10 protein-coding genes are annotated in these 14,735 nt (G+C 39.2%); 4 read left to right on the top strand and 6 right to left on the bottom strand.

What is annotated here, in order from left to right:
• Window positions 1-13: 13 nt before the first annotated feature.
• From leuA to KTJ10_RS08555, 3 genes are all read right to left on the bottom strand, one after another.
• Entirely contained in the window at window positions 14-1,711 is a 1,698-nt protein-coding gene (gene leuA / locus KTJ10_RS08565; protein ID WP_005066113.1) for a 2-isopropylmalate synthase, read from the bottom strand.
• 458 nt (window positions 1,712-2,169) lie between these two features.
• Window positions 2,170-2,853: a Fe2+-dependent dioxygenase gene (locus KTJ10_RS08560; RefSeq protein WP_262441792.1), complete on the bottom strand. Its 684-nt coding sequence runs from the start codon at window positions 2,851-2,853 to the stop codon at window positions 2,170-2,172.
• Between the two features lie 107 nt (window positions 2,854-2,960).
• Window positions 2,961-5,249 carry a TonB-dependent receptor gene (locus tag KTJ10_RS08555; protein WP_262441791.1) on the bottom strand — a complete coding sequence of 763 codons (2,289 nt, stop codon included), beginning with the start codon at window positions 5,247-5,249 and terminating at the stop codon, window positions 2,961-2,963.
• A 414-nt stretch (window positions 5,250-5,663) separates the two neighbouring features.
• Here KTJ10_RS08555 and tig point away from each other — a divergent pair, with 414 nt between their 5' ends.
• From tig to KTJ10_RS08535, 4 genes are all read left to right on the top strand, one after another.
• A complete protein-coding gene (tig, locus tag KTJ10_RS08550) occupies window positions 5,664-6,998 on the top strand; it encodes a trigger factor (protein WP_002114878.1) in 1,335 nt (444 codons plus the stop codon).
• Window positions 6,999-7,191: 193 nt separating this feature from the next.
• Window positions 7,192-7,797: an ATP-dependent Clp endopeptidase proteolytic subunit ClpP gene (gene clpP, locus KTJ10_RS08545; RefSeq protein WP_002114870.1), complete on the top strand. Its 606-nt coding sequence runs from the start codon at window positions 7,192-7,194 to the stop codon at window positions 7,795-7,797.
• 105 nt (window positions 7,798-7,902) lie between these two features.
• Window positions 7,903-9,216 (top strand): ATP-dependent Clp protease ATP-binding subunit ClpX, encoded by a 1,314-nt coding sequence (gene clpX / locus KTJ10_RS08540; RefSeq protein ID WP_002114726.1) that lies wholly within the window; start codon window positions 7,903-7,905, stop codon window positions 9,214-9,216.
• A gap of 151 nt (window positions 9,217-9,367) precedes the next feature.
• Window positions 9,368-10,084 (top strand): DUF2846 domain-containing protein, encoded by a 717-nt coding sequence (locus tag KTJ10_RS08535; protein WP_262441790.1) that lies wholly within the window; start codon window positions 9,368-9,370, stop codon window positions 10,082-10,084.
• 24 nt (window positions 10,085-10,108) lie between these two features.
• On the opposite strand, the gene KTJ10_RS08530 is transcribed toward KTJ10_RS08535, so the two are convergent.
• The 3 genes from KTJ10_RS08530 to pta form a co-directional block, all read right to left on the bottom strand.
• Window positions 10,109-10,663 (bottom strand): DUF2059 domain-containing protein, encoded by a 555-nt coding sequence (locus KTJ10_RS08530; protein WP_033849457.1) that lies wholly within the window; start codon window positions 10,661-10,663, stop codon window positions 10,109-10,111.
• A gap of 142 nt (window positions 10,664-10,805) precedes the next feature.
• Entirely contained in the window at window positions 10,806-12,332 is a 1,527-nt protein-coding gene (locus KTJ10_RS08525; protein ID WP_002115045.1) for a fumarate hydratase, read from the bottom strand.
• Between the two features lie 228 nt (window positions 12,333-12,560).
• Window positions 12,561-14,705 carry a phosphate acetyltransferase gene (pta, locus tag KTJ10_RS08520; protein ID WP_262441789.1) on the bottom strand — a complete coding sequence of 715 codons (2,145 nt, stop codon included), beginning with the start codon at window positions 14,703-14,705 and terminating at the stop codon, window positions 12,561-12,563.
• Window positions 14,706-14,735 lie beyond the last annotated feature (30 nt).

Below are 14,735 nucleotides of genomic sequence, written 5' to 3'. Positions count from 1 at the left end.
GTCTTTTTTTTAATTAAACAGCGGCAGCAACAACCTGATCTGTACTTAAAACACCTTGATCAATCAAACGGTTGGTACACGCAATAATTGCTTCAATGGATGAGGTGACTGTATTGTCATGAACACCAGCACCAAACGAACCTTTACCAGTACCTTTTACTTGAAGTTCAATTAAAGTTAAGGCTTTCGCATTTGCACCTGAACTAATACTACGTTCTTCATAGTTCAATACGTCAATTGGTAATTGAAGAGCATTTAAGAATGCAGAAATTGGCCCGTTACCTTCACCACGAAGTTGTTGTGTTTCACCTTCGACATCAATATCAAGTTCGATAATTTGAGTGCCATTAATGTCAGATAACTTGTAGTGTTTGACTGTGTAGTGATGATTCTTCACATCAACATACGCGTCTTTAAATAACGTCCAGATTTCTTTAGCGTTAATTTCTGTACCGTTCTCATCAGCATATTGTTGAACAACTTGACTGAATTCGATTTGCAAACGACGTGGTAATACAACGTTGTAGTTTGATTCTAATAAATAAGCGATACCACCTTTACCAGACTGACTATTTACACGAATTACAGCATCGTAGTCACGGCCCAAATCTTTCGGGTCGATTGGTAAGTAAGGCATATCCCAGATTTCTTCGTTTTTCTGGTACTCGAAGCCTTTTTTGATCGCATCCTGATGTGAACCAGAGAATGCAGTAAATACCAAGTCACCTGCATATGGATGACGAGGGTGTACAGGTAAACCAGTACATTCTTCAACTGTTGCAATCACTTCATTAATGTTAGAAAAATCTAACTCAGGCGCTACGCCTTGGGTATACATGTTTAATGCAATTGCTGCAACGTCAACGTTACCTGTACGTTCACCATTACCGAACACACAGCCTTCAACACGGTCAGCACCCGCCATAATAGCAAGTTCTGATGCAGCAATACCACAGCCGCGGTCATTGTGGCAGTGAACAGAAATGATTACGCCATCACGACGCGCCAAATTACGATGCATCCATTCAATTTGGTCTGCATAAACATTTGGTGTAGAAACTTCTACAGTCGCTGGCAAGTTTAAAATCACTTTATGATCTGGACGTGCATCCCAGATTTCTGTGACGGCATCACAGACATCTTTAGCGACTTCTAATTCAGTTGCAGAGAAACATTCTGGACTGTATTGGAAAATCCAGTCAGTTTGAGGATATTGAGCCGCATACTCTTTAACTTTTTGAGCAGCATTAATTGCTAATTGTTTTGCGCCATCAACATCTACATTCAACACCTTTTGACGGAAGGTTGGAGAGTTCGAGTTATAAATATGTACAATCGCTCGTTTAGCGCCTGCCAAAGATTCAAAAGTACGTTCAATTAAATGGTCACGTGCTTGAACCAAAACTTCAATGTATACGTCATCAGGAATATGATTTTCTTCGATCAACATACGAGTAAAATCGAAGTCAATTTGAGACGCAGAAGGGAAACCGATTTCAATATGTTTAAAACCGATTTTCACAAGCATTTTGAACATTTTGAATTTTTGTTCCATGTTCATCGGTTCAAAAATTGCTTGGTTACCGTCACGTAAATCGGTACTCATCCAGATTGGCGCTTTTGTAATTTCGTTATTTGGCCATTGGCGATCTGGTAAATCCACACGTTGGTACATACGGCGGTATTTTTTGCTAGGGTCAGCCAACATCATGAGAAAACTCCTTGTCTCGTAGCGCGGTTGCTCTGGATATATTTAAAAGGCAACGTCTCTACTTAATATATGGTATCTAATTCAGAAAAATTAAAGGTAATTTTGAAGTGCTGCTTTAAAAAGCAGACAAAATTTTTATACGCGCGCTTGGCGCAGCATCAGGAGTTGCAGATGATGTCTTGCTTGAGTAGGCTGGGCAAACAAGTAATTCGTTTTCATCTCTAGACCGTGAAATAATAAGTTTGGTGGTTTGCAGGTAATCTTGTTATTTAGATATATCATATCTAAACAATGATTACACCTTGTGCAAAATTCTTATCATAATTTTAGTTAAGTTGTTTAGAAAATAATTTTCTAATTTTGCGCCATTTTGTTTTTTGTGGGAAATAATTTTCATATTTTTGCCTTCTTAAGGTAAAAAAGATTAGCTGGTCTTAAAAAGGCAAAAATAAATATAGTTACAGTTCTGACCACATACGAATTAAATTATGATAAATGTTCGTGAGCTTCATGACTTCTGAATAGTTATCGCCATGTGCTTTACGTAGTTCTCGAATGCTCTCATCAAGATTAAATAAAAGGTGGCGTTTACTATCGTCACGGACCAAACTTTGTACCCAGAAAAAAGAAGCAAAACGAGTACCTGAGGTAATACTACTGACTTCGTGCAGGCTGGTCGAAGGGTAGAGTACTACATCACCTGCGGGTAATTTGACTTCGTGATAACCATAAGTGTCTTCAATAACGAGGTCACCGCCTTCATATTCATCAGGTTCGCTTAAAAATAGCGTACAAGATAAATCGGTGCGGAGCTGCTCAGAAGTGCCACGGATAAGACGAATTGAGTTGTCCACGTGAAAACCGAAGCTTTCATATTTATCATAACGATTAAAAAGCGGTGGAATAATTTTGTGGGGTAGGGCCGCAGCCTGAAACACTGGATTTTGCCAAATTGCTTTGATGACAATATCACTTAAATGATGAGTAAGCGGGTCTTGTTCAGAGAGTTGCTGATTTCTTTTAACAGAAGCAGATAAGGTGCCAGCCGTCACTTTTCCACCTACCCAATTGGCTTCTTCCATAAGTTTACGAAACTCGGCAACTTGCTCTTTGCTTAAAACATTGGGGATATGATGAATCACAGCAAACACCTTTTAATATAGATACTTCATTTGTAAAAATAGCCTCATGACGAGGCTATTTTATATGAACTTCAATTAATTCCATAAATAAATTATGGAATTTAACCTTAGTACTTAAAGTTAATCGCTAAGACAGCATTACGACCATTGCCTTCAAATGCGTAGTGAGCTGCATGTGCACTAGTGAAATAACGCTTATCAGAAATATTATTAATATTAAGCTGTAAGTTTACGTTCTTGTTCACGTCGTATTTAGCCATAGCATTGTAAATAGTATAGGTTGGCAAGTATTTCGGAGCAGTTGTGTTCACAAAAACTTGATCACGATATTCAACACCAGCGCCTAAAGTCAATTGAGGCATTACTCTGTAAGTAGACCATAAGGTAGCGCTGTTCTTCGCTACAAATGGTAATGGTTTACCTTCTTGAGCAACCGCATTGTATGCCGCTTCAGTGATTTCACTATCTAAATAGCTATAGCCTGTAGAAACGTCCCATTTGTCGGTAATTTTCCCATTCAAACTAATTTCAAATCCATCAACTTTACTTTTACCAGCATTAGCTGTCGTGTTCGGATCAATTTGGATACGTGTATTTTGCTTTTCAGTACGGAAAACTGCTGCTGTTAAATTAGCACGGTTATTAAACAGGTCCCATTTAGTTCCTAACTCGAAAGTACGAGCTTCTTCTGGTTTTAGATCATTTGCACTCGCACTTGCAGCACCTGAGTCGCTAATAGAATCTGAACCAGTATCACCTTCAGCGAGCACACCTACTGGGTTTGCTGACGTAGCATAGCTTAAATAAATACTACCATCTTCTGTTGGTTTAAAAACTAAACCAGCTTGGTAAGAGAAGTAGTCTGTATCGCTTTCTAATTTATCACCAGCTTTATGAGGAGTACGTCCACTTACGTCCTTATTATATTTTTTCTCAGTTTCAAATTTATCCCAACGAACGCCTAGGTTAAGTAACCATTGTGGATTAAATTCGATACTATCTAAAGCATACACGCCTACATTATGACTACGTGTCGTAGATTGTGCTGTGATAGATCCACGCTTATCTGTGAAGGCACCATTTCCAGGATTATTTAAACTCGTACACCAACCATTTGCTGCTGCAGCTTCTGAAGTACAATTTTTAATATTGCTGTCTAAAATAGTAGATGTGGTTTCACCTTTAGCATTAGTAAATGTATATACACCTTGGTCGGTCTCTTGGAAGCTCCATTCAGTTCCGACATTAAAAGAATGTATTAATGAACCAGTATTAAATTTACCTCTCAAAGAAAGCTGATCGCTATAAGCATCGCTATCTAAGATACGGCTTAAAGCGCGGCGAGCGATTGTGCCTCTGTAAATGTTACCCTTAGAGTCATCAGCATTCGTATAAACATAATCAGATTTAGATTTGTTGTAAGTTGCTACATTCGATAAGGTAAGATTTTCATTAAAATCATGTTCTAACTTAAATGTACCAATATGGTTTTCACGTTTATCAAAATCACGTGCTTTCCAACCATAGTAGGTTCCTGCTTTTACATCAACAGGTTTACCATCACCAGGTGTTACTGTCACTCCTGGAGGAGGAGTTGTTGGATTTGCATTGTTAAATGGGATACCGGCATCTGGTTCATCATTACTACGTAAATAGTAGTAGCTCAGTGTTCCGCGAGTTGCCGTATCTAAACCAAATGCAAGACTTGAGGCAATACCGGCACGAGCATATTCAGCGCCGTTACTCTGACCAGCTTTTTCATTTTCGTGACCCATGATAACTACACGACCAGCAATGCCATTTCCAAAGTCTTTGTTGGCATCAAGTTGGATATGACGATAGTTATCAGTACCGCCTTGGATACTGCCTTGATAAACGTCACCTTCATGAGCAACTTTAGGAATTAAGTTAATACTTCCGCCAACGCTACCACCACCACCAAGAGCAGAAGAAGAGCCTTTGATGACTTCTACTTGTTCAATGGCAAACATATCGCGATTTTGAGACGTTGTATTACGAACACCATCAACATAAATAGAAGACTGACCGCTATAACCACGAATGTAAGGCATATCGGTAAACGGTGTACCACCTTCACCAGCACCTAACGTAATACCAGGTTCATAGCGTAACGCTTCGAGTAGGGTATTAGAGTTTGTATCTTTAATTAATTTTTGAGAAAGAATAGAGACTGATTTTGGTGTGTCTTTGAGAGGAGCTACGAATTTAGAGTTTGCAGACTGATCTACTTTTAAAGATTCTTCTTGAGTCGCTTTAGCATGAATTGTTGGTAATTGTGAAACTGCTTCTTGCGCGATGGCTGTTGTTGCAATCATTGATAGCGATGAAGCTATTGCAGAAGAAACAATTTTTTTACGTGTTCTAATCAAAGACATAACTTCAGGACTCTAAAACTAAAAGGTTATGCGAATAATAATAATTCTTATTTATATGTACAGTTTGTGTTAATTGGATTTGCCAATTGAATTATGAAGAGAAAATGAATAATTGAATGGTAAATTGTACTTTTATGTAGCTAATCTACTGATTATTGGTAATTGTTTATTAAAGCGATTAAATTCAAAGTTTAATTGTAATTTTAGATTTATAAAGAATAACTAAAAAATTAGTTTTACTTAAGTACTTATGAAAAATATTTAAAGAATCATAAAATTACTGTGAAATTTACTAGAATAATGTCCTTCACTTACATGAAGTGATCGGTTAATTTTGTATATCTTGAAAGTTGTCATATAATACAGCACTTTTTTAAAAACTGTTCCTACTAACTAATTTTTATCGAGGAAGCCATGCAAGTAACGACTGAAGCGGTTTCGGGCGTTGCCCGTCGTTTAAATGTGTCTGTACCGACGAGCCGTATTAACGAGCAATTTGAAGCTCGTTTGAAGCGCACTGCCAAAACTGTGAAGATCAACGGCTTCCGTCCAGGTAAAGTACCTGAAAACGTTGTTCGTCGCGAATACGGTGCAAGCATTTATCAAGAAGTTGTAAATGACATCATTCGTGATAGCGTTTTTGAAGCAATTCAACAAGAAAAAATCAATGCGGTAGGTATGCCGAACATTGAGAAAGTTGAACATAAAGAAGACGCTTTAGTTTTTGAAGCAACTGTAGAAGTTTATCCAGAAGTTGAAGTAAAAGCATTTGACGGCTTAGAAGTTGAACGTAAATCAGCTGAAATCAAAGACGCTGACGTTGACGCTATGATCGAAAACTTGCAAAAACAACGTCAAACTTGGGCTGTAACCAAGGGTATGGCGAAAAAAGACATGCAAGTGACTTTTGACTTTGAAGGCACTATCGATGGTGAGAAGTTTGAAGGCGGTTCTGCTGAAGACTTTAAACTTGTGTTAGGTTCAGGTCGTATGATCCCTGGCTTCGAAGATGGCATCATTGGCATGAAAGCTGGTGAAGAGAAAGTAATTGACGTTACTTTCCCTGAAGATTACCAAGCTGAAAACTTGGCTGGTAAAGCAGCTCAGTTCAAAATCACTGTGAAGCAAGTTGAAAAATCTAAACTTCCAGAAATTGATGCTGAATTCTTAAAAATCTTCGGTGTAACTGAAGAAGAAGGCGTTGAGAAGTTAAAAGCTGACGTTCGTAAGAATATGGAACGTGAAGTTCGCAATGGTTTACGTAACCAAGTTAAACAAGCTGCTTTTGATGCTCTTGTTGCTGCGAATGAAGTTGAAGTTCCAACTGCAATGGTTGCTCAAGAAATTGACCGTCAACGTCAACAAATGGTTCAACAGTTCACTCAACAATTTGGTGGTGCAGGCGCGCAATCTTTTGACAAGAGCATGCTTCCTGACGAATTGTTCAAAGAACAAGCAGAGCGTTCTGTTAAGCTTGGCGTATTGGTAAGCAAAGTTTTAGCTGATGCTAAACTTGAAGTTGATCAAGCTCGCGTTGATGCTTACATTGACGACATGGCTTCTTCTTACGAAGATCCAACTGAAGTGATTGAATACTTCAAAAATGATGCTCAACAACGTGCTCAAATCGAAGCAGTTGTATTAGAAGATCAAGTTGTTGATCACATCTTAGCTGGTGCTAAAGTGACTGACAAAGCTGTATCTTATGATGACTTATTGAAAGAACAACAAGCTCGCCGTATGGGCTAATCTTTTAAGAAGTCAGAAAAAGGCGCCGAAGGCGCCTTTTTTGTTTTTCATTATGTGGTCAATTTGAGTGCGGCATTAAGTACTTAGGTATAAATAATATAATATTTCAGTGCGAACCTTTTGCAATTTGAGAAATTATCCCGCATATTGTTGCCATAGGTTAAGTCACAAAAAATTTAGGAATAAATAACGTATGTATGTTCCAACAATTGAAAATGCTTTAGTTCCTGTTGTGGTTGAACAATCTTCTCGCGGCGAACGTTCTTTTGATATTTATTCACGACTTTTACGTGAGCGCGTCATTTTTTTGACAGGTGAAGTTGAAGATAACATGGCAAATCTGATTGTTGCCCAAATGTTGTTTTTAGAAGCTGAAAATCCTGATAAAGATATCCACCTTTATATTAACTCTCCAGGTGGATCTGTGACAGCGGGTATGGCCATTTATGACACGATGCAGTTTATTAAGCCTGATGTCGTGACATATTGTATGGGTCAAGCTGCTTCAATGGGTGCATTCTTATTAAATGCGGGTGCTAAAGGCAAACGCTATTGTTTAGAAAATGCCCGTGTCATGATTCATCAACCATTGGGTGGTTTCCGTGGTCAAGCATCGGATATTGAAATCCATGCGCGTGAAATTCTCTTTATTAAAGAGCGCTTGAACCGCTTAATGGCAGAGCATAGTGGTCAAGACTATGAAACCGTTGCTCGTGATACTGACCGTGATAACTTTATGACAGCCCAAGCTGCTAAAGAATATGGTCTGGTAGATCAGGTGTTAAGTAAGCGTCCATAAGGACCTTCTTATATAAATAACTTGAGATGTTGAAAAAGATCTCCATTTAGTTATTTATGCAGTGCATCTTGCCCTAATATTTAAGATTCTATTTGTGGAGTGAATATGTCCGAACATCCTCAAGGACAAAAACATTGTTCATTTTGCGGTAAAACGCAGTCTGAAGTCGGGAAACTGATTGCAGGTGAGGACGCATATATTTGTAATGAATGTGTGGATGTCTGCTTAGACCTTGTACAAACCAGCCAACAGGTTGAAGCAGGTGACTGGGCGAGTAAGGCATTGCCAAAACCACATGAAATACGTGCTGCGCTTGATCAATATGTTATTGGTCAAGATCTTGCCAAAAAGACATTATCTGTTGCGGTTTATAACCATTATAAACGCTTAAAAGTTGGTCATAATGGCCATGTGTCTAAAGAAGTAGAAATTGCTAAAAGTAATATCTTACTGATTGGACCTACTGGCTCAGGTAAAACTTTACTTGCGCAAACATTAGCTCGCCTTTTAGATGTTCCATTTGCGATGGCAGATGCAACAACATTAACCGAAGCTGGTTATGTGGGTGAGGATGTTGAAAATATTGTGCAAAAGCTTTTGCAAAAAGCAGACTACGATGTAGAGAAGGCTCAGAAAGGCATTATCTATATTGATGAGATTGATAAGATTACTCGTAAATCTGAAAATCCATCAATTACGCGTGATGTGTCTGGTGAAGGTGTACAACAAGCATTATTAAAAATGATTGAAGGTACAGTTGCTTCGATTCCGCCTCAAGGTGGTCGTAAGCATCCACAGCAAGAGTTTATCCAAATTGACACCTCAAATATCTTATTTATTTGTGGTGGTGCATTTTCTGGTTTGGAAAAAATTGTACAACAGCGTCAAGAGAAAGGCGGTATTGGTTTTACAGCTGATGTTAAAAACAAAGATGAAACCAAAAAGCTTGCTGAATTGTTCCGTCAGGTTGAGCCAACTGACTTAGTGAAATTTGGTTTGATTCCAGAATTCATTGGTCGTTTACCAGTGATTGCTACACTTGAAGAGCTAGACGAAGAAGCTTTAATGCAAATTTTGACTGAGCCAAAAAATGCATTAACACGCCAGTATCAATATCTTTTCACTATGGAAAATGTTGATCTGATCTTTGAAGACTCTGCATTGCGTGCAGTTGCTAAAAAAGCGCTTGAACGTAATACGGGTGCGCGTGGTCTGCGTTCTATTATGGAAAACGTACTGCTTGAAACTATGTATGATTTACCAAGTCGTACAGATGTTGGAACAGTCATTATTAATGAAGCAGTTATTAATGGTGAAGCAGAACCTGTTTATCAGGCTGAACGCCAACCTAAAGAAGCTGCAACGCATGAAAGTGTTGCTAAGGCAGATTTAAAGGTTATTGATTCGAAGTCTGCATAGATTTCATTCATCTAAAAAGCATGAATCGCGTTAGTGATTCATGCTTTTTTTGTTTTCAATTTATATGGGTAGTGTTAATCTTAAAATATAAAATACGCATAGTTTTGCGGTGTAAAAAATAAATCAAAAACAAAACGCTTTGAGGGATGCCATGCGTTATTTAATCGTATCTTTGTGCTGTGCCGGACTATTTGTAGGCTGTCAAAGTTCATCTCATTTAGAAAAAAATCCGAGTGAATTGACCGCGACTCTACCTAAAGTTGATGTTGAAAAAGAACCTGGTTTATTAGATCAATATCATTTAGGCGGTTTTACTGTGGGAGGGTGGGTCAACCAAAAATTGGGTCAGACTTTTGCTCCAATCAAACCACAAAATGAACAGGCTGCTGTAGTTTATCTATATCGACCGGACACAAAATGGAATCGTCAGGAAATTGCAGCGATTAATCTCTTTGTGAATGGTAAGCGCATTCCGAGTCTATTACATAATCATTATTACTGGATTGAGCTACCAGCAGGAACGTATCGTCTTTCAGCAAGTCGCCCTTTACTTGGTATCCATTTTCAAGAACCAAAATATATGGATATCACTGTTGAGGCGGGAACGTCTTATTATTTGAAATATGATGAAGAAAATAAAATGGACCGAAGTGAACATACTGGTCCATTTATGTTAATGCAAGACAATATTGGACGTAGAGAGATAGCATTTACCGAGCTTAAATCTTCTAGCTACAACTTTGTTGCTGAAGATACTTCAGGAAAGATCCGTCATAAACCACAAGAATTAAAGCCAGCCAAATATGATGAGAAATCAGATGTGCATCTGATTAAACCATTTAAATTATGGAATCCTTTAACTTGGTAATGAGCTGCAAAAGATAAAGAAAAGTTAAGACTTTTCTTTATCTTTCATCAACGGTGCAAGAATTTTAAGCATCTCTTCTTGCATATGATCTCGTGCTTTAGGGTCATTAAAGGTTTGCTGCCCCAGCTCCATCATATATTCTGAAATTTGCCCCATAATCTGTACGTTCTTGCGTGTAATCGATTGACCTTCTGGGGTTTTTAAAAATTTCAGATTAGCCTGAATTTCCTCTTCAGTATAAGTCTTAAGATAAATATCCTGTAAGGCTTGGGTGGTTTTTGGGTTGCTAATGAGCTGATTGCTCGAATCTTTTAAGAGTGAACCTAACTTTTTCGCGGCCTCTTTTTCTTTTGGACCTAAAGTTTTGATACCCGTGATATTACTAACGATCTGTTCTGCCTGTTGATCATAGTAAGGCGTTAATTCATCAATTGATTCTTTAAGCAGGTAATCAATTTGGCTCATTTGCATGAGTTCTTTAACTGAACTTAACTTGGCAGGAGAGGCAAACAAGCTTGTGGTAATACAGCTTAGACAAAGGCTGATTGAGAGATTTTTAAGGATAGGGCGAATAGTCATGAAATGACCTATATTCAATGTTTGGCGAGAGGGTGCTTCCATTAATAGCACAGATTGACGAAGTAATTGTTACAATTCTTTTCAGATTTTAAAATAAAAAAAGAATGCATAAAAAAAGCACCGAATTCGGTGCTTTTCTTGATTAGCCAGCTGCTGCATCGACTACTGGAATTTTTCCAATTTTCGCTTGCCAGATTTTTGGAGCTACTGCGTGAATTGAAGTACCGTTTACATCAACTGCAACAGAAACTGGCATATCTTCAACTACGAATTTGTAGATTGCTTCCATACCTAAGTCTGCAAACGCAACGACTTCAGCTTCACGAACAGCTTTAGATACGAGGTAAGCCGCACCACCAACTGCCATTAAGTAAGTTGCTTTGTTGTCTTTGATTGCTTCAATTGCTGTAGGACCACGGTCAGCTTTACCGATCATACCGAATAGGCCAGTATGTTCTAATACTTTACGTGTGAATTTATCCATACGTGTTGCAGTTGTAGGGCCAGCAGGACCAACGACTTCATCACCCACTGGATCAACAGGGCCAACGTAGTAAATAAATTTACCTTTAAGATCAACTGGTAATTCTTCGCCATTGTCGATCATTTCAACCATACGTTTGTGCGCAGCATCACGACCTGTGTACATTGTTCCGCTAAGAAGTAATGTGTCACCTGGTTTCCAAGAATCCATTTCTTCTTGAGTAATGGTATCAAGGTTTACGCGTTTAGACTGTGAAGAGTCCCAAGTTACAGATGGGTAGTCTTCAAGTTTTGGTGCTTGAATATGAGCTACACCTGTACCATCAAGCTGGAAGTGAGCATGACGAGTAGCAGCACAGTTAGGAATCATACCTACTGGTTTACCAGCAGCATGACATGGGTAATCTTTAATCTTAATATCAAGAACAGTCGTTAAACCACCAAGACCTTGAGCACCAATACCAAGTGCGTTTACTTTTTCAAAGATTTCGATACGAAGCTCTTCGATTTTGTTCTCTGGTCCACGACGAAGTAATTCGTCCATGTTAATTTCTTCCATGAGCGCTTCTTTAGCAAGCATCATGGCTTTTTCAGCAGTACCACCAATACCAATACCGAGCATACCCGGAGGACACCAGCCTGCACCCATTGTTGGAACAGTTTTAAGAACCCAGTCAACAATCGAGTCAGATGGGTTAAGCATCGCAAGCTTAGATTTGTTTTCTGAACCGCCACCTTTAGCAGCAACAGTAATATCTACTTTATTACCCGGAACGAGTTTGTAGTGAATTACAGCAGGGGTATTATCTTTTGTGTTTTTACGACCAAATGCAGGGTCAGCAAGTACAGATGCACGAAGAACGTTACTGTTTTCAAGGTAACCTTGGCGAACACCTTCATTTACTGCATCGTCTAAGCTCATCGTTAAATCAAATTTAACATCTAAGCCCACTTCAAGGAAAACGTTAACAATACCAGTATCTTGGCAAATTGGACGATGACCTTCCGCACACATGCGAGAGTTAATTAGAATCTGTGCAATTGCATCCTTTGCGGCTTTGTTTTCTTCGCGATCATAAGCACGGCTCATCGCTTGGATAAAGTCTTGCGGGTGATAGTACGAAATAAACTGTAGGGCGTCCTTGATCGATGTAATCAAGTCATCTTGTTTGATAATCGTTGTCATACCAGAAAATCTCTTGAGCGGGCTGTTAGCTAGCGGGCTAAATTATATGACAAAAAGACAGTGTTGTGGGAGATTGGTTGATCTTTTGACCGAAAGTCGCATAAGAACATATTGATGTGATTTAAAAGAGACAGATCGGAAAATTATTTATTTTTGAATGACTAAAATAAAAAAAGCCATTTGAGCGGACATCAAATGGCGAGAGGTAGTAAAGGTTAATTATATTAATTATTTGGCGGCGGCTTGCTGTTCTGCCTGAATTGCCGTTAACGCAATGGTAAAGACGATGTCATCTACCAATGCTCCACGAGACAAGTCATTGACTGGTTTGTTGAGGCCTTGCAGCATTGGACCTACACTGACTACATTTGCAGCACGTTGTACCGCCTTATAAGTTGTGTTGCCTGTATTTAAGTCTGGGAAAATAAATACATTTGCGCGGCCAGCAACGCGTGAGTCTGGTGCCTTTTGACGTCCTACGCTTTCAACTGAAGCTGCATCGTATTGAAGTGGACCATCAATCAGTAAGTCAGGACGACGTTGCTGCGCAATTTGAGTTGCTTGCTGTACTTTTTCAACATCAGCGCCTGTTCCGGAAGTACCAGTTGAGTAGCTGATCATGGCAATACGCGGGTCAATTCCAAAAGCTTTCGCTGAGTCAGCAGACTGAATTGCAATTTCAGCAAGTTGCTCTGCTGTCGGGTCTGGGTTAATTGCACAGTCGCCATATACATAAACTTCATCTGGTAAAAGCATAAAGAATATAGATGAAACTAGTGAATATTCAGGTGCTGTCTTGATGAGTTGGAATGCTGGGCGAACCGTATTTGCAGTGGTGTGTACCGCACCAGAAACTAAGCCATCGACTTGATCTAAGGCTAACATCATGGTGCCAAGCACTACGGTATCTTGAAGCTGTTCTTTCGCTTGAAGCTCGTTGAGTTTACCTTTACGTAGCTCAACCATTGGTGCAACGTATTGGTTACGAATACTATCAGGGTCGACAATTGCCAATTCAGCAGGTAATTCAATACCGCGTGCTTTTGCAACATCGTGCACAGCATCTGGTTTAGCTAACAAAATACAGTCAGCAATACCACGTGCCTGACAAATTGCCGCAGCTTGAATGGTGCGCGGTTCATCACCTTCAGGTAGCACAATCCGTTTTTTAGCTGCAATTGATTTTTGCACTAATTCATGACGGAAAGCCGATGGCGACAGGCGAGGGGTTGCGGCATTGTTGCTGTGCTGCTTAAGCCATTCAACATCAATATGACTTGAAACAAATCGAGTCACTTGCTCAGCACGTTCAGTGTCATCGGTTGGAATTTCATTACCAAAATTAGATAAACGCTGAGCAGTTTCAAGTGTGTTTAAACGGGTATGTAAAATTGGCAACCCTTGTTTAATCGCACTTTGACAAAACTCTAAAAGCTCTGGTGCTGGTGCTTCTCGTTCTGTAAGTACTAAACCTGCCAGAGGAATACCATTGCTGGTTGCCAAACTACTTGCGAGTAATACGTCGGTACGCTCAGATGCGCTAATAATCAATTCGCCTGCAATAAACTTATTCAGTTCATATTCAATGCTTGAAGCAATTAAACTCGAATGCAAAATACGACGTGTTTTCGCTTCACCTTGATGTACCCATTGCCCATCAATGACATTTGCAATATCGAGAGTTCTCGGTACGCTTAGCGTGTTACTAAAAGGAACAAGTCCAATAATCGGTAAATCACTAGAACCAAAATAACGATTATATTTTTGCAGTTCGGTCGTAAATTTTGCGATTTCTTCAGTCGGTCGTAATGATGGATCAAACGCAACAGGAATTTGTGCTGTTTCTTCAGTTAATCCACGGGTACGCATGAAAAGCACGCCGGCAGTACGATTTGATGTTGCTCCACCAAATTGACGTAAATGAGCATCTACTTTTTCTGCTGCTTTTTTCGGGTTTTGGATATCTGCTGTGCTGACCAGCACGACTTCTGCATCAAGTGCTTGTGCAAGACTTGCATTGAGCTCACTGGCAAAATGGTCTTGTCCGTTTGGTAATAAGCCTTCCACAATAATGACATCATGGTCTGCTGCAACACTACGATGAAGGCTAACCGCTTCTTCAAGTAATTCATCTACTTCCCCAGCGGCAATAAGCTGAGTTAATTTTTCATGCGAAATAGATTGAACAGTTTTACTTTGAAATAAATGACCAAATAATGAAGTGGTTCGGTCAAGATGCTCTTGGTCTTCTTGAGAAAATGGTTTTAAAAAGCCTGCTTTAATCCCGTTACAATCAAGTGCGTAAATCATGCCTAAGCAGGCAGAGGTTAAACCAACCCCTTCGCCTGTAGGAATCAATAAAATTGTATTCATATAAACCTATAAATAAACGAATATCGAGTT

The organism is Acinetobacter sp. WU_MDCI_Abxc222 (assembly GCF_025514755.1).
Lineage (GTDB): Bacteria > Pseudomonadota > Gammaproteobacteria > Pseudomonadales > Moraxellaceae > Acinetobacter > Acinetobacter geminorum.
This window is presented reverse-complemented; position numbering and strand designations above follow the sequence as displayed.